Source organism: Streptomyces sp. NPDC003284 (genome assembly GCF_053589675.1).
This window is the reverse complement of record NZ_JBSFSI010000010.1, coordinates 248,324-268,906: the sequence shown is the minus strand read 5'-3', so window position 1 is coordinate 268,906 and position 20,583 is coordinate 248,324. Positions and strand designations below refer to the sequence as shown.

The following is a 20,583-nucleotide window of genomic DNA, read 5'->3' as shown; positions in this document are numbered from 1 at the left end:
GATATGTTCGGGGTGTGAGGGAAAGGCGCAGGCCGTTCCCGTCATATCCGAATGCCGTGCCGCGAGTTTGCGCTTTTTCGCAATCTCCCCGTATCGGCAGGGTGGAGATCTCGCACGCGGGGAAGGGGAGGTGGACGTCACCGAGTCCGAGGTTCCGGACCTGACCGGAACCGGGTGCGAAAGGGAGATGCTCCGCCGTCGAAGCGGAGCGATCCGGGAACGGAGTTCTGCGTGGACATCGTCGTCAAGGGCCGCAAGACAGAGGTGCCCGACCGGTTCCGCAAGCACGTGGCCGAGAAGCTGAACCTGGAGAAGATCCAGAAGCTCGACGGCAAGGTGATCAGCCTCGACGTCGAGGTGTCCAAGGAGCCCAACCCCCGGCAGGCCGACCGTTGCGACCGAGTGGAGATCACGCTCCGCTCCCGCGGTCCGGTGGTCAGGGCGGAGGCGGCGGCCAGCGACCCGTACGCGGCACTCGACCTCGCGGCGGAGAAGCTGCACGCGCTGCTGCGCAAGCAGCACGACAAGCGTTTCTCCCGGCGCGGTGCGCGGCGGATCCCGGCGTCCGAGGTCCCCGACCGCGTGCCGGGTGTGGCCGCGCTCAACGGCAGCGGGCAGACCGCCGCCGAGGAGGCCGCTGACCACGTGCCGACGAAGAGGGTGGGCTCGCTGGAGGTGCAGGGCGACGGCCCGCTCGTGGTCCGCGAGAAGACCCACCTCGCCGCTCCGATGACCCTCGACCAGGCTCTTTACGAGATGGAGCTGGTCGGGCACGACTTCTACCTGTTCGTCGACTCGGAGACCAAGGAACCGAGCGTGGTCTACCGGCGGCACGCCTACGACTACGGCGTGATCCACCTCAGGACCGACACGATGGTGGCGGTGGAGAACTCGCCCGAGGCGGGCGGCATGCTGGGCGGCTGACCACCCGCCCCGTCCCGCTCCGGCGGACACAGCCGGGCCGGTGCCCCCGGAGTGCGCGTGTGCGCCCCCGGGGGCACCGACGTGCGACCCCCTCGCGCCTCGCTCGGTCACCGCGGGGGGCGCCGAGCATGGAATCATGGCCGCAACGGCCCAACGGCTGGGCCGTTGCCTCGGGTTGGCCAGCCACGGCACCCCACACCGGGCCACAGCCTCAGGGGGAGGAACAACGATGACGGACAGCTTCGGACCGATGCGGGACGAGGACGCCGACCGCGGCGCCGTCGGCATGGGTCCGGACACGGGCCCGTCCCGTGCGGAGCCGATCAGGGTCCTGGTGGTCGACGACCACGCCCTCTTCCGCCGCGGCCTGGAGATCGTGCTCGCCGCCGAGGAGGACATCCAGGTCGTCGGCGAGGCGGGCGACGGCGCGGAGGCCGTGGACAAGGCCGCCGACCTGCTGCCCGACATCGTCCTGATGGACGTGCGGATGCCCCGGCGCGGCGGGATCGAGGCGTGCACCTCCATCAAGGAGGTCGCCCCCAGCGCGAAGATCATCATGCTGACGATCAGCGACGAGGAGGCCGACCTCTACGACGCGATCAAGGCGGGCGCGACCGGATATCTCCTCAAGGAGATCTCCACGGACGAGGTGTCCACCGCGATCCGCGCGGTGGCCGACGGGCAGTCGCAGATCAGCCCGTCCATGGCGTCCAAGCTGCTCACCGAGTTCAAGTCGATGATCCAGCGCACCGACGAGCGCCGTCTCGTGCCCGCCCCCCGGCTGACCGACCGGGAGCTCGAGGTCCTCAAGCTGGTGGCGACGGGAATGAACAACCGGGACATCGCCAAGGAGTTGTTCATCTCCGAGAACACCGTGAAGAACCACGTCCGCAACATCCTGGAGAAGCTCCAGCTGCACTCCCGGATGGAAGCGGTGGTGTACGCGATGCGGGAGAAGATCCTGGAGATCCGCTGAGCCGCCGCGCTTCCTCTCCCAGCCCCGTGTCTCCCCGCCCCGGTCGTCCCTCCCGCCCGCCGCCTGCCGCCCCGTTCGGCACCGCTGTCGGCCGCCTCTCTCCGTGCGAGCGGTCAGCGCAGGGCCGCGGCCAGCGCCCGGCTCACCTCCTGGGTGAGGGGTTCGCGCAGCTCCGGGGCGTCCACCCGCTCCACGCGCACGTCCGTGATGCCCACCCAGCCCGCCGCCTCGACCAGCGCCTGGGCCACCGCGGGGACCGCCTTGGGGCCGTCCAGGGTGACCTGCCTGGCCACCAGCGTGCGGCCCTCGCGGGCCGGGTCGACACGCCCGACCAGCCGGCCGCCCGCCAGCACCGGCATCGCGAAGTAGCCGTGCACCCGCTTGGGCTTGGGGACGTACGCCTCCAGGCGGTGGGTGAAGCCGAAGATCCGCTCGGTGCGCGCCCGGTCCCAGATCAGCGAGTCGAACGGGGACAGCAGAGTGGTGCGGTGCCGGCCGCGCGGCGGGGTCGCCAGGGCCTCCGGGTCCGCCCAGGCGGCCCTGCCCCAGCCCTCGACCGTGACCGGGACCAGACCCGAGTCCGCGATCACCGCGTCGACCTGGTCGCCCTTGAGCCGGTGGTAGTCGGCGATGTCCGCGCGCGTGCCCACGCCCAGGGACCGGCCGGCCAGCCCGACCAGGCGGCGCAGGCACTCGGTGTCGTCCAGCTCGTCGTGGAGCAGGTCGGCGGGGACGGCGCGCTCGGCCAGGTCGTACACCCGCTTCCAGCCGCGGCGCTCGACGCAGACCACCTCCCCGTACATCAGGGCGCGCTCGACGGCGACCTTGGTCCCCGACCAGTCCCACCAGTCGCTGGTCCGCTTGGCGCCGCCCAACTCGGTCGCCGTCAGCGGGCCTTCGGTGGTCAGCTGCTTGATCACCTGGTCGTAGGTGCCGCCGGGCAGCCGGTGGTTCCAGTGCGGGCGGCCCCGGTAGGCGCGGCGGCGGAAGGCGAAGTGCGGCCACTCCTCGATGGGCAGGACGCACGCGGCGTGCGACCAGTACTCGAAGGCGTGGGTGCCGGTCCAGTAGGCCTGCTCCACGGTGGTGCGGCCCACCGCGCCGAGCCGGGCGTAGGGGATCAGCTCGTGGGAACGGGCGAGCACCGAGATGGTGTCCAGCTGGACCGCGCCGAGATGGCGCAGCACGCCCCGCACACCGGACCTCCGGTCGGGGGCGCCGAGGAGGCCCTGGGCGCGCAGGGCGATACGGCGGGCTTCGTCGGCCGACAGATCGGCGATGGGGCGCGGGACGCTCGTCATGGACCGCACGATAGGGCCTGCCACTGACAGCCCGCCCCGGCCTGGGCGTCATCCGCCGGAGGACCGGGCAGGGGCGGGCACATAGGGAGCCGTCGCGGGCAGCCCCAGGTCGGAGGGGAGCAGGGAGCCCACCCAGCAGTCCCGCCGTACGCCCTTGTTGTCGAGCGCCGCGCGCAGGGTGCCCTCGACGGTGAAACCGGTCCGCTCGGCGACCGCGCGGGAGGCGGTGTTGCCGACCTCGGCGCGCCACTCCAGGCGGTCCACGGCCAGGTGCGCGAAGGCCCAGCGGGCGGTGGCGCGGACCGCCTCGGAGACATAGCCGTTGCCGCGGTGCTCCCTGGTGCCCCAGAAGCCGACCTCGGCCGTGCCCGGGGCGCGCCGGGTGATGCCGAGCATGCCCACCAGGCTGTCGCCGGGCGCGGGCAGGAAGAGCCCGAAGGTGAACATCGAGTCGTCCGCCCAGCCGTCGGGCGCGATCCGCTCGGTGAAGCCGCGCGCGTCCTCGTACTGATAGGGGGAGGGGACCGTGGTCCAGCGCTGGATGTCCGGGTCGAGCGCCGCGGCGTACACCGCGTCGGTGTCCTTGGACCCGACGGTGCGCAGGACGAGACGGGCGGTGGTCAGGATGACGGGTTCCATCGGCCGATTCTGCTCGCGGGCCGCGGGGGGCGCCATCGTGTTTCCCGCGCGGTGATCGGGCGGTCACGGTTCGCGCACATCCCGGGGCGGGCGCGGCACCATCCGCGGCTCCCGTCCGTTGTTCCCTGTGGAGGCGGCGCGGGGCACAGTGGAGGAGTGCCCTCGCGGCAGGCCCTCCCGGCTGGGCCGGGTCCTCGCATACGATGGCCGTTGCTCAGCCAAGCCAATGGAAACCGACCGTCCCAGGCCCGACCGGCAAGGAGACCAACCCCCGTGTCCGTCCTCTCGAAGATCATGCGTGCAGGCGAAGGCAAGATCCTGCGCAAGCTGCACCGCATCGCGGGCCAGGTCAACTCCATCGAAGAGGACTTCGTCGACCTCTCCGACGCCGAGCTGCGGGCCCTCACCGATGAGTACAAGCAGCGGTACGCCGACGGCGAGAGCCTGGAGGACCTGCTGCCCGAGGCGTTCGCCACCGTACGCGAGGCGGCCAAGCGCGTCCTGGGCCAGCGGCACTACGACGTGCAGCTGATGGGCGGCGCCGCCCTGCACATGGGGTATGTCGCCGAGATGAAGACGGGTGAGGGCAAGACGCTCGTCGGCACCCTGCCCGCCTATCTGAACGCCCTGTCCGGCGACGGCGTCCACATCGTCACGGTCAACGACTACCTGGCCGAGCGCGACTCCGAGATGATGGGCCGCGTCCACAAGTTCCTCGGCCTGGACGTGGGCTGCATCCTCGCCAACATGACGCCGGCCCAGCGCCGCGAGCAGTACGGCTGCGACATCACCTACGGCACGAACAACGAGTTCGGCTTCGACTACCTGCGCGACAACATGGCCTGGGCGAAGGACGAACTGGTCCAGCGCGGCCACAACTTCGCCATCGTCGACGAGGTCGACTCCATCCTCGTCGACGAGGCCCGTACGCCGCTGATCATCTCCGGCCCGGCCGACCAGGCCACCAAGTGGTACGGCGACTTCGCCAAGCTCGTCACGCGCCTGAAGAAGGGCGAGGCGGGCAACCCGCTCAAGGGCGTCGAGGAGACCGGCGACTACGACGTCGACGAGAAGAAGCGCACCGTCGCCATCCACGAGTCCGGCGTCTCCAAGGTCGAGGACTGGCTGGGCATCGACAACCTCTACGAGTCGGTGAACACCCCGCTCGTCGGTTATCTGAACAACGCCATCAAGGCGAAGGAACTGTTCAAGAAGGACAAGGACTACGTCGTCATCGACGGCGAGGTCATGATCGTCGACGAGCACACCGGCCGTATCCTCGCCGGCCGCCGCTACAACGAGGGCATGCACCAGGCGATCGAGGCGAAGGAAGGGGTGGACATCAAGGACGAGAACCAGACCCTCGCCACGATCACCCTGCAGAACTTCTTCCGCCTCTACAACAAGCTCTCCGGCATGACCGGTACGGCGATGACCGAGGCCGCCGAGTTCCACCAGATCTACAAGCTCGGCGTGGTCCCGATCCCGACCAACCGGCCGATGGTCCGCAAGGACCAGTCCGACCTGATCTACCGCACCGAGGTCGCCAAGTTCGAGGCGGTCGTCGACGACATCGCGGAGAAGCACGAGAAGGGCCAGCCGATCCTGGTCGGCACCACCTCGGTCGAGAAGTCCGAGTACCTCTCGCAGCAGCTCAGCAAGCGCGGCGTGCAGCACGAGGTGCTCAACGCCAAGCACCACGAGCGGGAGGCGTCCATCGTCGCCCAGGCCGGCCGCAAGGGTGCCGTCACCGTGGCCACCAACATGGCCGGCCGCGGTACGGACATCAAGCTCGGCGGCAACCCCGAGGACCTCGCCGAGGCGGAGCTGCGCCAGCGCGGCCTCGACCCCGAGGAGCACATCGAGGAGTGGGCCGCGGCGCTGCCCGCCGCCCTGGAGAAGGCCGAGCAGGCCGTCAAGGCGGAGAAGGAAGAGGTCGAGAAGCTCGGCGGCCTCTATGTGCTGGGCACCGAGCGGCACGAGTCGCGCCGTATCGACAACCAGCTGCGCGGTCGTTCCGGCCGTCAGGGCGACCCGGGCGAGTCCCGCTTCTACCTCTCCCTGGGCGACGACCTGATGCGTCTGTTCAAGGCGCAGATGGTCGAGCGCGTGATGTCCATGGCGAACGTCCCCGACGACGTGCCCATCGAGAACAAGATGGTCACCCGCGCGATCGCCTCCGCCCAGTCGCAGGTCGAGCAGCAGAACTTCGAGACCCGTAAGAACGTCCTGAAGTACGACGAGGTCCTCAACCGGCAGCGCGAGGTCATCTACGGCGAGCGCCGCCGCGTCCTGGAGGGCGAGGACCTGCACGAGCAGGTGCAGCACTTCATGGACGACACCATCGACGCCTATGTGCAGGCGGAGACCGCCGAGGGCTTCCCGGAGGACTGGGACCTGGACCGGCTGTGGGGCGCGTTCAAGCAGCTCTACCCGGTGAAGATCACCGTCGAGGAGCTGGAGGAGGCGGCCGGTGACCGTGCGGGCCTGACGGCCGAGTTCATCGGCGACTCCATCAAGGACGACATCCACGAGCAGTACGAGACGCGCGAGACGCAGCTCGGCTCCGAGATCATGCGTGAGCTGGAGCGCCGCGTGGTCCTGTCGGTCCTGGACCGCAAGTGGCGCGAGCACCTCTACGAGATGGACTACCTCCAGGAGGGCATCGGCCTGCGCGCGATGGCGCAGAAGGACCCGCTGGTCGAGTACCAGCGCGAGGGCTTCGACATGTTCTCCGCGATGATGGACGGCATCAAGGAGGAGTCCGTCGGCTACCTGTTCAACCTGGAGGTCCAGGTCGAGCAGCAGGTCGAGGAGGTCCCCGTCGAGGAGGCGGCGCCGTCCCTGGAGAAGGCGCCGCAGGACGCGGTGCCCGCGCAGGCGGGCGCCCGCCCGGAGATCCGCGCGAAGGGGCTGGACGCGCCGCAGCGGCGTGACCTCCACTTCTCCGCGCCGACCGTGGACGGGGAGGGCGGTGTCGTCGAGGGCGAGTTCGCCAGCGACGACGAGCCGGTCCGCTCCGAGTCGGACGGTCTCACGCGCGCGGAGCGCCGCAAGCAGGCGAAGGGCGGCCGTCGCCGCAAGAAGTGACAGCGGCTCCCTGTCTCCGGGGAGCGGCATCCGACCGAAGGGCCGGGCACGGTTCGGTGCCCGGCCCTTCGGCGTGCGCCCGGCGGGGCGCACGCGGGCACGGGGCCCGGTGGGATGCCTGGCCGACGCCCGGCCCGCCCCACGGAGCTCGGCGGCGGGCTGGTCCGCCTGCCCGCCTCCCGCCCGCCCGGCGGTGTGCCGGTGGGCGGGGCCTCAGGCGGGCCTGTGAGCGGCTGTGGGCTGTGCCGGGGGACCCCGGAGGGGCTCGGGGGCTCGGGGAGGACTCGGGGCATCCTCGGGCTTTCCGGGCCGTCTCAGGGACTTGGTGGGCTCATCCGGCCCTGCTGTGCCCCTGTTGTGCCCCTGCTGCGCCCCGTCGGGGCCTCCGGCCCGCTGCCGTTCCGGGCCGCCCCCGCTTCTCGGGCTCTGTCACTCCTCCCGTGGGCGTGGGCGTGGGCCGCGGGGGAGGGCCAGTTCCACGGCGGTGCAGCGCCAGCGGCGGTCCCGGCCGCGTTCGAGGCGGAAGGCCAGGGCGCGCAGTTGGGGACCGGCGCCGATGCGGGCGAAGACCTCCAGGGCGCCGGGCCGGGGCTCGAAGTAGCCGATGTCGCGGACGACGGGATGGGCGCCGCGGGCCCGCAGGGGGCCGTGTGCGGCGAGGCGGACGAGTTCGTCGTAGGCCTGGCCGGCGGTGTGCCGGAGCATCCAGTGGACGGGGCGCAGGCCGCTCAGTACGGCCAGGAGCCGGTCGGCGAAGAGGTCGGTGGTGGCGGGAGCGGCCGCGAGAGCCGACGCGGCGGCGCGCTCCCGTTCCGGGACGCCCCCGCTGTCCCCGGGAAGCCCGGCGCGCCCGGATGCGGCCGGTGGACGGGCGTCGGCGGTGCTGTGGTGCGGGGCGGTCCGGCGCGTGGCCGGTGCGGTGGGCGGGCGGTTGTCGGTGGGGCCGGTGCGGGCGGGGCCGGTGCCCCGGGGGGAACCCGGCGGGCGGCCGTCGCTCGCGGTGCGTGCCGGGCTGCCGCCCGGTGTGCGCGGCGGGGTGCCGCCGGGGCGGCGGGCGTCGCGGCGGCCGGGCGGGCGGGTGCCGGGGCGGCGCTGCGCCCTGGTCATGACCTTGTTCATGCGTCCCCGTTCTCGGTGTGCTCTGGCTGTGCGCCGTGGAACGCGGGCCGCCGGTCGGTGCGAGCCCGCAGTACCGAGCAGTAACTTCCTGCTGGGGACCTTGTACGGGACCCGTCGCGGGGGAGCAAGGAAGGTTCCGCGCGGGTCGACGGTGTGCCGGTTTCACCTGTCCGGGTGAACTTGGGCGGACGGGCCCCCGTAACGGCGCGGCGGAACAGGGGTGCACCGGGTGAAGCGCGGGGCGCGCGGTGGACGCCCCGGAGGGTGCGGCCGGGGACACGAAAGGGGGCCTCCGCACGTATCCTGAAGGCCGTCCGGGTGGCCCTCCCACCGGCTCCCGGCGCCCTGCGGACCTTCATCCCACCGAGAGAGCGGCCGGCCATGCGCGTCTACGTCCCCCTGACCCTCCCCGGGCTCGCCGCGGCCCACACGGCCGGGGAGCTGGGACCGGAACCGCTCGTCGCCTACGCCGTGACCCCCGCGCTGCGCGAGTGGTACGTCTCCGACGACCTGGAGGAGCTGGAGTACGCCGCGCTGAACCGGGCGGCACTGGCCTCGCTGCGGCTGCTGGCCCTGGACCCGCAGGCGCCGCGCCGCCGGGTCGTGGTGGCCGTGGACGTCCCCGACCGCGCGGCGAGCGCCGACCCCGACCGGGGCCTGGACCCCGCCGCGCTCGGCGAGGTCACGGTGACCGGGACCGTACCGCTGGCCAAGGCGGCGGCGGTGCACGTCGACGCGGACGACGCGGTGGCGGACGTGACCGCGGCGGCCGGGGCCCTGGGCGCGGCGGACACCGGCGACGACGACGCGCAGTTCGTCGTCGACGGCGCCGAGGACCACGAGCTGCTCTGGTACGCCACGCAGGAGATCCCGAACCTGATCTGAGCCGGGCGGACCGCCCGGACCAGATGGTCCGCCCCGCCCCCGCCCCGTGCCCGTTGCCCCCGCCCCGTGCCCGTTGTCAGTGGCGGCGGGTACGTTCTTCGGTATGGGGATGCAGTCGGGAGCGCACATCGTCTGGGACTGGAACGGCACGCTGTTCCACGACAACGACGCGATCATCGGGGCGACGAACGCGGCCTTCGCCGAGCTGGGCCTGGAGCCGATCACGCTGGAGCGCTACCGGGCGCTGTACTGCGTGCCGGTGCCGAAGTTCTACGAGCGGCTGATGGGGCGGCTGCCCACGGACGCCGAGTGGCAGGTCATGGACGACACCTTCCACCGGCACTACACCGAGCACCGGGCCCGCTGCCGGCTGGCCGACGGCGCGGTGGAGCTGCTCACGGGCTGGGCGTCGGCCGGGCACAGCCAGTCGATCCTCAGCATGTACGGGCACGAGGACCTGGTCCCGCTGGTGCGGGGCTTCGGGATAGAGACGCACTTCATACGCGTGGCGGGCCGGACCGGACCCTCCGGCGGCAGCAAGGCCGAGCACATGGTGCGGCACCTGGGCGCGCTCGCCGAGGACGTCGACCCGGCGCGCACGGTGGTGATCGGCGACGCGGCCGACGACGCGCTGGCCGCGCGGCACGCGGGGGCGCGGGCGGTGCTGTACACGGGCGGGTCGCACAGCCGGGCCAGTCTGGAGGGCGTCGGCGTCCCGGTGGTGGACACCCTCCGGGAGGCGGTCGCCGAGGCGCAGCGCCTCGCCGCCTGAGGGCGCCCGGCGGCGCCGGAAGGTGACCGGGCGCCGGGCGGCGGCGGCACGCACCTCCCGTCCCGTCTGTCCCTGTGCAGAACGTCAAAGTTCCACCCCCGGTTTTGTACACATACGGCTCATGACGGGGCACCCGTGAAGAGCGATAGCCTGGTGGCGTGATCAGCGCGATAGTTCGCGGGGGCGCGCTCGCCTCCGCTCTGCGCCCGGAGTGCACGGACCACATCCGTGACCGGGCGGCGGTCGCTGGTCCTCGCGGGTCGGCCGGGGCCTTCGTGTACCCCCGCGCCTCCAGGACGCCGGGCCGATGCCCGGCCGCGGCGCGGGCGAGAGCAGCGTCACACTCCACGGACGCGTCGAAGTTGGCCGATAACCCCCCGCTCTTCTCACCTCTCGGCATAGCGTCGGAAAGGTCCGGACACCCCGGACCGCGACGTCACGCCGGAAGGGCCGAGACCGTACTTCCTTCAACGTCACGCAACGGCGCGCGACAGGAGCCAGAGGACAATGCAGACCAAGCTGGACGAAGCCAAGGCCGAGTTGCTCGAAAGGGCCGTTCGGGTAGCTGAGAACAGTCCGGCCGGGGGGCACCTCCCGGCCGGGATGACGGGCGAGGGCACCCCGGACCGGGACTGTGTGCTCGCCTTCCTCCAGCGCTACTACCTGCACACCGCACCCGAGGACCTCGCGGACCGCGACCCGGTCGACGTCTTCGGAGCCGCTTTCTCGCACTACCGGCTGGCCGAGAACCGCCCGCAGGGGACGGCCAACGTCCGGGTGCACACCCCGACCGTCGAGGAGAACGGCTGGACGTGCAGCCACTCCGTGGTCGAGGTCGTCACCGACGACATGCCCTTCCTCGTCGACTCGGTCACCAACGAGCTGACCCGCCAGGGCCGCGGCATCCACGTCGTCGTCCACCCGCAGGTCGTCGTCCGCCGCGACGTGACCGGCAGGCTGCTGGAGGTACTGCCCGCCGCGCCTGCCGGTGAGCCGCTGCCGCACGACGCGCACATCGAGTCCTGGATCCACGTCGAGATCGACCGCGAGACCGACCGGTCCGACCTCAAGCAGATCACCGCCGATCTGCTGCGCGTCCTGTCCGACGTCCGCGAGGCCGTCGAGGACTGGGAGAAGATGCGCGACGCGGCCATCCGCATCGCCGAGGGCCTGCCCGACGAGCCGGTCCCCGCCGACCTGCCCGGACAGCAGGTCGAGGAGGCCCGCGAGCTGCTGCGCTGGCTCTCCGCCGACCACTTCACCTTCCTCGGCTACCGCGAGTACGAGCTGCACGGCGACGACTCCCTGGCCGCGGTGCCCGGCACCGGTCTGGGCATACTGCGATCGGACCCGCCGCACGCGGGCGAGGACAGCCACCCGGTCAGCCCGTCCTTCGAGCGGCTGCCCGCCGACGCCCGCGCCAAGGCCCGCGAGCACAAGCTGCTCGTGCTGACCAAGGCCAACAGCCGGGCCACCGTCCACCGGCCGTCCTACCTGGACTACATCGGCGTCAAGAAGTTCGACGCGAACGGCGAGGTGATCGGGGAGCGCCGCTTCCTGGGCCTGTTCTCGTCCGCCGCGTACACCGAGTCGGTGCGCCGGGTGCCGGTGATCCGCCGCAAGGTGGAGGAGGTCCTCGACCTCGCCGGCTTCTCGCCCAACAGCCACGACGGGCGCGACCTCACCCAGATCCTGGAGACCTACCCGCGCGACGAGCTGTTCCAGACGCCGGTCGCCGAGCTCCAGGCGATCGCCACCTCCGTGCTCTACCTCCAGGAGCGCCGCCGGCTCCGGCTGTACCTGCGCCAGGACGAGTACGGCCGCTACTACTCGGCGCTGGTCTACCTCCCGCGCGACCGCTACACCACCGGCGTGCGCCTGCGGATCATCGACATCCTGAAGGAGGAGCTGGGCGGCACCAGCGTCGACTTCACGGCCTGGAACACCGAATCGATCCTGTCCCGGCTGCACTTCGTGGTCCGCGTCCCGCAGGGCACCGAGCTGCCCGAGCTGTCCGACGTCGACAAGGAGCGCATCGAGGCCCGGCTGGTGGAGGCCGCCCGCTCCTGGGCCGACGCCTTCGCCGAGGCGCTCACCGCCGAGCTGGGCGAGGAGCGCGCCGCCGAGCTGCTGCGCCACTACGCCGCCGCCTTCCCCGAGGGCTACAAGGCCGACCACAGCCCGCGCGCCGCCGTCGCCGACCTGGTCAACCTGGAGCAGCTCGACGACGACAAGACGTTCGCGCTCAGCCTGTACGAGCCGGTCGGCGCCGCCCCCGAGGAGCGCCGTTTCAAGATCTACCAGAAGGGCGGCTCGGTCTCCCTCTCGCAGGTGCTGCCGGTGCTCAGCCGGCTCGGCGTGGAGGTCACCGACGAGCGGCCCTACGAGCTGCGCTGCGCGGACCGCACGACGGCCTGGATCTACGACTTCGGTCTGCGCATGCCCAAGGCGCCCGCGGGCGGCGGCGACTACCTCGCCGACGACGCCCGCGAGCGCTTCCAGGACGCCTTCGCCGCCGCCTGGACCGGCAAGGCGGAGAACGACGGGTTCAACGCGCTGGTGCTGAGCGCCGGACTGGGCTGGCGCCAGGCCATGGTGCTGCGCGCCTACGCGAAGTACCTGCGCCAGGCGGGCTCCACCTTCAGCCAGGACTACATGGAGGACACCCTCCGCAACAACGTCCACACCACCCGGCTGCTGGTCTCCCTGTTCGAGGCGCGGATGGCGCCCGAGCGGCAGCGCGCGGGCCACGAGCTGGTCGACGCCCTGCTCGAAGAGCTGGACGCGGCCCTGGACCAGGTGGCCTCCCTCGACGAGGACCGCATCCTGCGCTCCTTCCTCACCGTCATCAAGGCGACCCTGCGCACCAACTTCTTCCAGGAGAGCGCGGCCGGCCGCCCGCACGACTACGTCTCCATGAAGTTCGACCCGCAGGCCATCCCGGACCTGCCCGCGCCGCGCCCGGCGTACGAGATCTGGGTGTACTCGCCGCGGGTGGAGGGCGTGCACCTGCGCTTCGGCAAGGTCGCCCGCGGCGGTCTGCGCTGGTCCGACCGGCGCGAGGACTTCCGCACCGAGATCCTGGGCCTGGTCAAGGCGCAGATGGTGAAGAACACCGTGATCGTGCCGGTCGGCGCCAAGGGCGGCTTCGTCGCCAAGCAACTCCCGGACCCGTCCGTGGACCGGGACGCCTGGCTGGCCGAGGGCATCGCCAGCTACCGGACGTTCATCTCGGCGCTGCTCGACATCACCGACAACATGGTGGCGGGCGAGGTCGTGCCCCCGCGGGACGTGGTCCGCCACGACGGCGACGACACCTACCTGGTGGTCGCGGCCGACAAGGGCACGGCGACGTTCTCGGACATCGCCAACGAGGTCGCCGAGTCCTACGACTTCTGGCTCGGCGACGCCTTCGCCTCCGGCGGCTCCGCGGGCTACGACCACAAGGGCATGGGCATCACCGCCCGCGGTGCCTGGGAGTCGGTCAAGCGGCACTTCCGCGAGCTGGACGTCGACACCCAGTCGCAGGACTTCACGGTCGTCGGCATCGGCGACATGTCCGGCGACGTGTTCGGCAACGGCATGCTGCTCAGCGAGCACATCCGCCTGGTCGCCGCCTTCGACCACCGGCACATCTTCATCGACCCGAACCCGGACGCGGCCACCGGCTACGCCGAGCGGCGCCGCCTGTTCGACCTGCCGCGCTCCAGCTGGGCCGACTACGACACCGCGCTGCTGTCGGCCGGCGGCGGGATCTTCCCGCGCACGCTGAAGTCCGTCCCGGTCAACGCGCACATCCGCGAGGCGCTGGGCATCGAGGACGGCGTCACCAAGATGACCCCGGCCGACCTGATGCGGGCCATCCTCACGGCCCCGGTGGACCTGCTGTGGAACGGCGGCATCGGCACGTACGTCAAGGCGTCCACCGAGTCCAACACGGACGTCGGCGACAAGGCCAACGACGCCATCCGGGTCGACGGCCGCGACCTGCGGGTCCGGGTCGTCGGCGAGGGCGGCAACCTGGGCTGCACCCAGCTCGGCCGGATCGAGTTCGCGCAGACCGGCGGCCGGGTCAACACCGACGCCATCGACAACAGCGCGGGCGTGGACACCTCCGACCACGAGGTGAACATCAAGGTCCTGCTCAACGGGCTGGTCACCGACGGCGACATGACCGTCAAGCAGCGCAACAAGCTGCTGGCGGAGATGACCGACGAGGTCGGCGCGCTGGTGCTGCGCAACAACTACGCGCAGAACACGGCGATCGCCAACGCCCTCGCCCAGTCCAAGGACATGGTCCACGCCCAGCAGCGCTTCATGAAGCACCTGGTGCGCGAGGGCCATCTGGACCGGGCGCTGGAGTTCCTGCCCACCGACCGCCAGATCCGCGAGCGGCTGGCCGCCGGACACGGCCTGACCGGTCCGGAGACGGCCGTCCTGCTGGCGTACACGAAGATCACCGTCGCCGAGGAGCTGCTGCACACCTCGCTGCCCGACGACCCGTATCTGCGCGGGCTGCTGCACACCTACTTCCCGACCCAGCTGCGCGAGCGGTTCGAGGAGCAGATCGACCACCACCCGCTGAACCGCGAGATCACCACGACCGTCCTGGTCAACGACACGGTCAACACCGGTGGTACGACGTATCTGCACCGGCTGCGCGAGGAGACCGGGGCGTCGCTGGAGGAGATCGTCCGGGCGCAGACCGTGGCCCGCGCGATCTTCCGCTCGGCACCGGTGTGGGACGCGGTCGAGGCGCTGGACAACCAGGTCGAGGCCGACGTCCAGACCCGTATCCGGCTGCACTCGCGCCGCCTGGTCGAGCGCGGCACCCGCTGGCTGCTGAACAACCGGCCGCAGCCGCTCCAGCTCGGCGAGACGGTGGAGTTCTTCGCCGACCGGGTCGAGCAGGTGTGGGCGCAGCTGCCCAAGCTGCTCAAGGGCGCGGACCAGGAGTGGTACCAGCAGGTCTACGACGAGCTGTCCGCGGCCGGTGTGCCGGACGAACTGGCCGCGCGGGTGGCCGGGTTCTCCTCCGCCTTCCCGGCGCTCGACATCGTCTCGGTGGCCGACCGCATGGGCCGGGACCCGATGGACGTCGCCGAGGTGTACTACGACCTGGCCGACCGGCTCGCCATCACCCAGCTGATGGACCGCATCATCGAGCTGCCGCGGGAGGACCGCTGGCAGTCCATGGCCCGCGCGGCGATCCGCGAGGACCTGTACGCGGCGCACGCGGCGCTGACGGCCGACGTCCTCGCCGTGGGCGACGGCGCCGCCACGCCGGGGCAGCGCTTCGAGGTGTGGGACGAGAAGAACGCGGCGATCCTCTCCCGGGCCCGCACCACCCTGGAGGAGATCCGCGGTTCGGACGCGTTCGACCTGGCCAACCTCTCGGTGGCCATGCGGACGATGCGGACCCTGCTGCGCACCCACTCGTAGCGCACACCGCCGTTGTACGAGGGCGCCCCGGGCCGCACGGCCCGGGGCGCCCTCGCGTCGTCCGGGCCTCTCCGGCCCCTCCGGGGGCCTCGTTCCGCCGGGCCGGGAAACGCCGTACGGCGCCCGGTACCCTTTCCGGCTAATCGGGATCATTCGGTTAAAGTTGCGCGCGTGATGGTGAAACGCGCCCGGTACACCGCCTCCGCCGCCCACCGCGCCCCGGTCCTTGCCCGCGATGCGCGCCGCGCCGCCTGAGGCGCGTTCCGCCGGACGAGCGGCGTCCCTGCCGCCGGTCGTCCGCGTGAAACGTTCCGCCGCGCCCCGGGCCGCTGTCGCGCTGCTCCTCGTCCTGCTGCTCCTGGTGATCGTCCGGCTGCCCTGGGCCGGTGACCTCGGCATGCACGCGGCCACCGTCGAACGCCTGCGGCACGGCCTGCTGCACCCCGGCAACCCGCTCGTCGCCGCCGACACCCCGAGCCCCTACTACTCGCCGTGGATGCTGCTGCTCGGCTGTGTCGCGCGGGCCGGCGGCTGGTCGGTCTTCATCGTGCTGCGGCTGGCCGCGCTCGCCGGACTCGCGCTCCTGGTCACCGGCGTACGCCGGTACGTACGGACCCTGAGCCCGCATCCGGCCGCGCCCGCCCTGGCCGCGCTGAGCCTGGTGCTGCTCTGGGGCACCGTGCTCATCAACTGGAGCGGCTTCCTCTCCCTGAACTCGCTGGCGCTGACGGTCTCCTACCCCAGCGTGTTCGCCCTCGGGCTCTCCTTCCACCTGTGGGCGTGGCTCAGCCGGACGCTGCGCGCGCCGGCCGGCTGGGAGGTGTGGCTGGGCACCGGCGTGCTGTGGGCGGTGATCCTGCTCTGCCACCAGTTCACCGGAGTGGTCGCCACACTGGGCGCGCTGGCCACGGTCGTCGCCGCCCGGCCGCCGCGCGCGTGGTGGCCGCGGATCGCCGCGGCGGCCGGGCTGGGCCTGCTGGTGCTGTGGCTGTGGCCGTACTACGACTTCTTCGCGCTGTTCTCGGCCGGTGACGGGCTGGCGAGCGTGCACCGCGCCCTCTACACGGACTTCGCCGGCCGGTACTGGCTGGCGCTGCTCGGGGTGGCGGCGCTGGTGCTGCGGTACCGGCGCGACCGGCGGGACCCGCTGGTGGTCTTCTGCGCGCTGGGCGCGCTGGTGTGCGCGGCGGGCTTCGTCAGCGGCCACTACTCCTGGGGCCGGGCACTGCCCGCCGCGCTGGTCCCGGCGCAGCTCGCCATCGCCCTGGAGGTGTTCGGCGGCGGCCGGCGTACGGTGCGCCTGCGCTGGGCCTGGGCGCTGGCCGCCGCGCTCGCCGTGGGCGCCTGGACGCAGGCGGGGGTGGCCGGGTACGTCGTGGGGCGGGACGCGCTGCCCCCCGTGCTCGCCGCGCGCTACACGCCGCCCTGGACCGGATACCACTGGATCACCCCGCATGTGCGGTACGGCGATGTGGTGATGGCCCGTGACTTCCCGTCCCGGCTGGTGCCCGCCTACGGCGCCTACACCGTGGCGCCCGGCTACCCGGAGTTCTTCCTGCCGGACGCGGCCCGGCGGGAGCGGGCCGCCGCGCGCTACTTCGCGCGCGGCACACCGCGCGGCGCCCGCCGGGACATCCTGCGGACGTACCGCGTGCGCTGGGTCCTCGACGGCCGCCGCCCGCAGCGGGATCCCGGCCTGCGCCCGGTGGCCGGCGGACCGGGCGGGCAGGTGCTGTACGCGGTGACGCGGTAGGCCCGAGCGGCGGCCGGCTACTTCCGGGTGAAGGTCTCGTACGCCTTCAGGACCTCGTCCGTGGGGCCGTCCATGCGCAGCTCGCCGCGTTCGAGCCACAGGACGCGCTCGCAGGTGTCGCGGATCGAGTTGTTGTTGTGGCTGACCAGGAAGACCGTGCCCGCGTGCTTGCGCAGTTCGCGGATGCGTTCCTCGGAGCGCATCTGGAACTTGCGGTCGCCGGTGGCCAGCGCCTCGTCGATGAGCAGCACGTCGTGGTCCTTGGCGGCGGCGATGGAGAAGCGCAGCCGGGCGGCCATGCCGGAGGAGTAGGTGCGCATGGGCAGCGTGATGAAGTCGCCCTTCTCGTTGATGCCGGAGAAGTCGACGATCTCCTGGTAGCGCTCCCTGATCTGCTCGCGGGACATGCCCATGGCGAGGCCGCCGAGATGGACGTTGCGCTCGCCGGTCAGGTCGTTCATCAGGGCCGCGTTCACCCCGAGCAGGGAGGGCTGGCCGTCGGTGTAGATCTTGCCGCTCTCCACCGGGAGCAGCCCGGCGACCGCCTTGAGCAGGGTGGACTTGCCGGAGCCGTTGGTGCCGATGAGGCCGATCGCCTCGCCCTTGTAGGCGATGAACGACACCTTCTTCACCGCGTGCACCCGGCGCACGCCCGCCGCCTTCTCCGCCTTCCCGGGCCGCAGGATGCGGTTGAGCGCGGCGGTCGCGGTGCCGCGTCCGGCGCCCGTGCCGTGCACCCGGTAGACGATGTCGACCCGGTCGGCGATGACGGTGGGGATGTTGCCGCTGCTGTGCTCAGCCACGTCCGTACCTCTCCTCGGCCTTCCAGAAGTAGACGAAGCCGCCGACGCCGGCGAGCAGCGCCCAGCCCAGCGCGTACGCCCACACGTGGTGCGGGAGCTGGTGGGCCTTGAAGCTGTCGATGAGCGCGAAGCGCATCAGGTCGATGTAGACGGCGGCCGGGTTGATCTCCAGCAGCGTCTTGACGACATGCGGCATGCTGCTGTGCTTGAGGGTCGCGTCGATGCTCCACATGACCCCGGAGACGTACATCCAGGTGCGCAGCAGGAACGGCATCAGCTGGGCGATGTCCGGGGTCTTGGCGCCCATCCGGGCCACGACCATCGACACGCCCGCGTTGAAGACGAACTGGAGCACCAGCACCGGGACGGCCAGCGCCCAGGAGGCGGCGGGCATCACACCGAAGCAGAGCAGGATCACCACGAGCGCGGCCATCGAGAACAGCAGCTGCTGGAGCTGCTGGAGCGCGAAGGAGATGGGCAGCGCGGCGCGCGGGAAGTGCAGGGCCCGCACCAGGCCGAGGTTGCCGGAGATCGCCCGGGTGCCCGCCATGATCGAACTCTGCGTGAACGTCCAGATGAACACGCCGGTGACCAGGAACGGGATGTAGTCGGACACGCCCCGGCTGGTGCCGAGCAGGACGCCGAAGATGAAGTAGTAGACCGCCGCGTTCAGCAGGGGGGTGGCGACCTGCCAGACCTGGCCGAGCTTCGCCTGGCTGTACTGGGCGGTGAGCTTGGCGGTGGCGAACGCCGTGATGAAGTGCCGCCGTGCCCACAGCTCGCGCAGATACGCCGACAGGGTGGGGCGGGCGCCGCTGACGGACAGGCCGTGATGGGCGGCGAGCGCCGCCGGATCGTCCTCGGCGGCGGCCGGGGCGGGGGGCGGTGTGTGGAGGACCTGGCTCACATCCGCTGCTTTCGGTCGGGGGGAGGGGGTGCGGGGGCGGGACGCTTGTCCGCCGCCCGTTTCCTTACGGTTCTCTTCACGTTCTCTTACGTCGGAACGGGACCGTATCGTCGCAACGTGAGCGTAGGCCCAAGTGACGTCGCAACGCAACCGTTTCGTCGTCACGCCCTATGCTGGAGGCCATGACGACGAACCCCGGCGAACCCGAGACGCGCCCGCGCCGCCGCACGCCCGCCGGGGCGGCCGTCCTGCGGGAGGACGTCACGGAGGCGATCCGGGCGGCCGTCTTCGGCGAACTGGCGGCCGTCGGCTACGCGCGCATGTCCATCGAGGGCATCGCCCGGCGCGCGGGCGTCGGCAAGACCGCCGTGTACCGCCGCTGGCGCTCCAAGCTGCACCTGGTGCTCGACGTCGTCTCGGCGCTCGCCGTCCAGGGCCTGCCCGCTCCCGACACCGGATCCCTGGAGACGGACCTGCGCCTGCTCTACGAGGTGACCTCCCGCGCCCTGCGCCATCCGGTGGCCTCGCAGATCCTGCCCGACCTCCAGGCGGAGGCGGCCCGCAACCCCGATCTCGCCGAGGCCGTGCAGAAGGCCCTGCGCGACGGTCAGGAGGGCGTCGCCAGCAGCATCCTCGCGGCGGCGGCGGAGCGCGGCGAGATCCGTGCCGGTCTCGACCGCGACCTGGCCCTCGACCTGATCTCCGGGCCGTTGTACTGGCGCGCGGTCGTCATCCGTGCCCCCAAGCTCCCCAAGGGCTATCTGGCCGCGCTGGCACGCGGCACCGCGGCGGCGCTCAAGGCGCTGTGAGGCGGGGCGGGCCGCCCACCGGGCCCGGCCGGGCAGCGGCATGTGCGGCGGCCTCGCGGAAGGCGGCCTCACGGAAGGCAAAGGGCTCCCCGGCGGCCGGTGCGGCCGCCGGGGAGCCCCTGTGACCGGCGTCCGCCCCGCGGGGTCCGGGCGGGCCGTCGCCGCTGCTCTCAGACGCGGGCCGCCCCGGGGTGGTGGTGGACCCAGCCCGCCCAGGCGGAGGTGATCATGTCCTGGACGTCATGGCGGGCCTTCCAGCCGAGCGCGGCGGCGGCGCGGTCGGCGGAGGCGACGACGCGGGCCGGGTCGCCGGGGCGGCGCGGGGTGACCGCCGGGGCGCGGTGGCGGCCGGTCACGGCGCCGATCGTGTCGATCATCTCGCGCACCGAGACGCCCTCGCCGCGTCCGATGTTCAGGGTCAGGTCGCGGCCGGGGGCGGCGCGCAGCGCGCGGGCCGTGGCGACATGCGCCTCGGCGAGGTCCACCACATGGATGTAGTCGCGCACGCAGGTGCCGTCGGGAGTGGGGTAGTCGTCGCCGAAGATCCGCGGCGCCTCGCCCTCCGTCAGCCTTTCGAGGACCATGGGCACGAGGTTGTAGACGCCGGTGTCCGCCAGCTCGGGACAGGCCGCGCCCGCCACGTTGAAATAGCGCAGGGAGGCCGTGGCCAGCCCGGTCGCCCGGCCCGTCGCGCGCACCAGCCACTCGCCGGCCAGCTTGGTCTCCCCGTACGGCGACAGGGGCGCGCACGGAGTCTCCTCGGTGACCAGGTCCACGTCCGGCATGCCGTAGACGGCCGCGGAGGAGGAGAGGACGAAGGCGTCCACCGAGGCCGCCGTCACGGCCTCCAGCAGGACGCGCAGGCCCTCCACGTTCTCCCGGTAGTAGTGCAGGGGCAGCTCCACGGACTCGCCGACCTGCTTCTTGGCCGCCAGGTGGACGACGCCGGTGATCCGGTGCTCGGCCAGGGTCCGCGCCAGCCGCTCGCCGTCCAGGGTGGAGCCGACGACGAGCGGGACGCCGTCCGGGATACGGTCGCCGAGCCCCGTGGAGAGGTCGTCGTAGACCACGGTCTGCTCGCCCGCCTCGGTCATCGCGCGGACGACATGGGCGCCGATGTAGCCGGCGCCTCCGGTGATCAGCCAGGTCATGGTGGGCGTCTC

General features: G+C 72.1%; 14 protein-coding genes. 8 read left to right on the top strand and 6 right to left on the bottom strand.

Going from position 1 to position 20,583, the window contains the following annotated elements; translation table 11 throughout:
- The first annotated feature begins 231 nt into the window (after positions 1–231).
- Together hpf and ACWDYF_RS22540 are read left to right on the top strand one after the other, a co-directional pair.
- On the top strand, positions 232–924 hold the full coding sequence (gene hpf / locus ACWDYF_RS22545) for a ribosome hibernation-promoting factor, HPF/YfiA family (protein ID WP_018565488.1): 693 nt from the start codon (positions 232–234) through the stop codon (positions 922–924).
- A 229-nt stretch (positions 925–1,153) separates the two neighbouring features.
- On the top strand, positions 1,154–1,900 hold the full coding sequence (locus ACWDYF_RS22540; protein ID WP_018565489.1) for a response regulator: 747 nt from the start codon (positions 1,154–1,156) through the stop codon (positions 1,898–1,900).
- Between the two features lie 113 nt (positions 1,901–2,013).
- Here the strand turns inward: ACWDYF_RS22540 and ACWDYF_RS22535 are convergent, their stop codons facing one another.
- Together ACWDYF_RS22535 and ACWDYF_RS22530 are read right to left on the bottom strand one after the other, a co-directional pair.
- Entirely contained in the window at positions 2,014–3,201 is a 1,188-nt protein-coding gene (locus ACWDYF_RS22535) for a winged helix-turn-helix domain-containing protein (RefSeq protein WP_389465783.1), read from the bottom strand.
- A gap of 48 nt (positions 3,202–3,249) precedes the next feature.
- Positions 3,250–3,840: a GNAT family N-acetyltransferase gene (locus tag ACWDYF_RS22530; RefSeq protein ID WP_381740575.1), complete on the bottom strand. Its 591-nt coding sequence runs from the start codon at positions 3,838–3,840 to the stop codon at positions 3,250–3,252.
- Between the two features lie 273 nt (positions 3,841–4,113).
- On the opposite strand from ACWDYF_RS22530, the gene secA reads away from it, so the two are divergent.
- Positions 4,114–6,930, top strand: coding sequence for a preprotein translocase subunit SecA (secA, locus tag ACWDYF_RS22525; RefSeq protein WP_381740576.1), 2,817 nt, complete (start codon positions 4,114–4,116; stop codon positions 6,928–6,930).
- Positions 6,931–7,359: 429 nt separating this feature from the next.
- On the opposite strand, the gene ACWDYF_RS22520 is transcribed toward secA, so the two are convergent.
- On the bottom strand, positions 7,360–8,049 hold the full coding sequence (locus ACWDYF_RS22520; RefSeq protein ID WP_389465788.1) for an Rv3235 family protein: 690 nt from the start codon (positions 8,047–8,049) through the stop codon (positions 7,360–7,362).
- A gap of 381 nt (positions 8,050–8,430) precedes the next feature.
- On the opposite strand from ACWDYF_RS22520, the gene ACWDYF_RS22515 reads away from it, so the two are divergent.
- From ACWDYF_RS22515 to ACWDYF_RS22500, 4 genes are all read left to right on the top strand, one after another.
- Entirely contained in the window at positions 8,431–8,934 is a 504-nt protein-coding gene (locus ACWDYF_RS22515; RefSeq protein ID WP_037897328.1) for a DUF6912 family protein, read from the top strand.
- Positions 8,935–9,037: 103 nt separating this feature from the next.
- Positions 9,038–9,706, top strand: a complete 669-nt coding sequence (locus ACWDYF_RS22510) for an HAD family hydrolase (protein ID WP_389465791.1) — start codon at positions 9,038–9,040, stop codon at positions 9,704–9,706.
- 507 nt (positions 9,707–10,213) lie between these two features.
- Complete coding sequence (locus ACWDYF_RS22505; protein ID WP_389465794.1) at positions 10,214–15,148, top strand: NAD-glutamate dehydrogenase; 4,935 nt, start codon at positions 10,214–10,216, stop codon at positions 15,146–15,148.
- Positions 15,149–15,383: 235 nt separating this feature from the next.
- Entirely contained in the window at positions 15,384–16,901 is a 1,518-nt protein-coding gene (locus ACWDYF_RS22500) for a hypothetical protein (protein ID WP_389465797.1), read from the top strand.
- Positions 16,902–16,918: 17 nt separating this feature from the next.
- Here ACWDYF_RS22500 and ACWDYF_RS22495 read toward each other — a convergent pair whose 3' ends face one another.
- Both ACWDYF_RS22495 and ACWDYF_RS22490 read right to left on the bottom strand, forming a co-directional pair.
- Entirely contained in the window at positions 16,919–17,704 is a 786-nt protein-coding gene (locus ACWDYF_RS22495; protein WP_037897334.1) for an ABC transporter ATP-binding protein, read from the bottom strand.
- Positions 17,697–18,611 (bottom strand): ABC transporter permease, encoded by a 915-nt coding sequence (locus tag ACWDYF_RS22490; protein WP_018565499.1) that lies wholly within the window; start codon positions 18,609–18,611, stop codon positions 17,697–17,699. The genes ACWDYF_RS22495 and ACWDYF_RS22490 overlap by 8 nt, the downstream gene beginning before the upstream one ends.
- A 182-nt stretch (positions 18,612–18,793) precedes the next feature.
- Between ACWDYF_RS22490 and ACWDYF_RS22485 the strand changes: the two genes are divergently transcribed.
- Positions 18,794–19,420, top strand: a complete 627-nt coding sequence (locus tag ACWDYF_RS22485) for a TetR/AcrR family transcriptional regulator (RefSeq protein ID WP_078510188.1) — start codon at positions 18,794–18,796, stop codon at positions 19,418–19,420.
- Positions 19,421–19,590: 170 nt separating this feature from the next.
- On the opposite strand, the gene galE is transcribed toward ACWDYF_RS22485, so the two are convergent.
- Entirely contained in the window at positions 19,591–20,571 is a 981-nt protein-coding gene (galE, locus tag ACWDYF_RS22480) for a UDP-glucose 4-epimerase GalE (protein ID WP_381740586.1), read from the bottom strand.
- Positions 20,572–20,583: the final 12 nt, after the last annotated feature.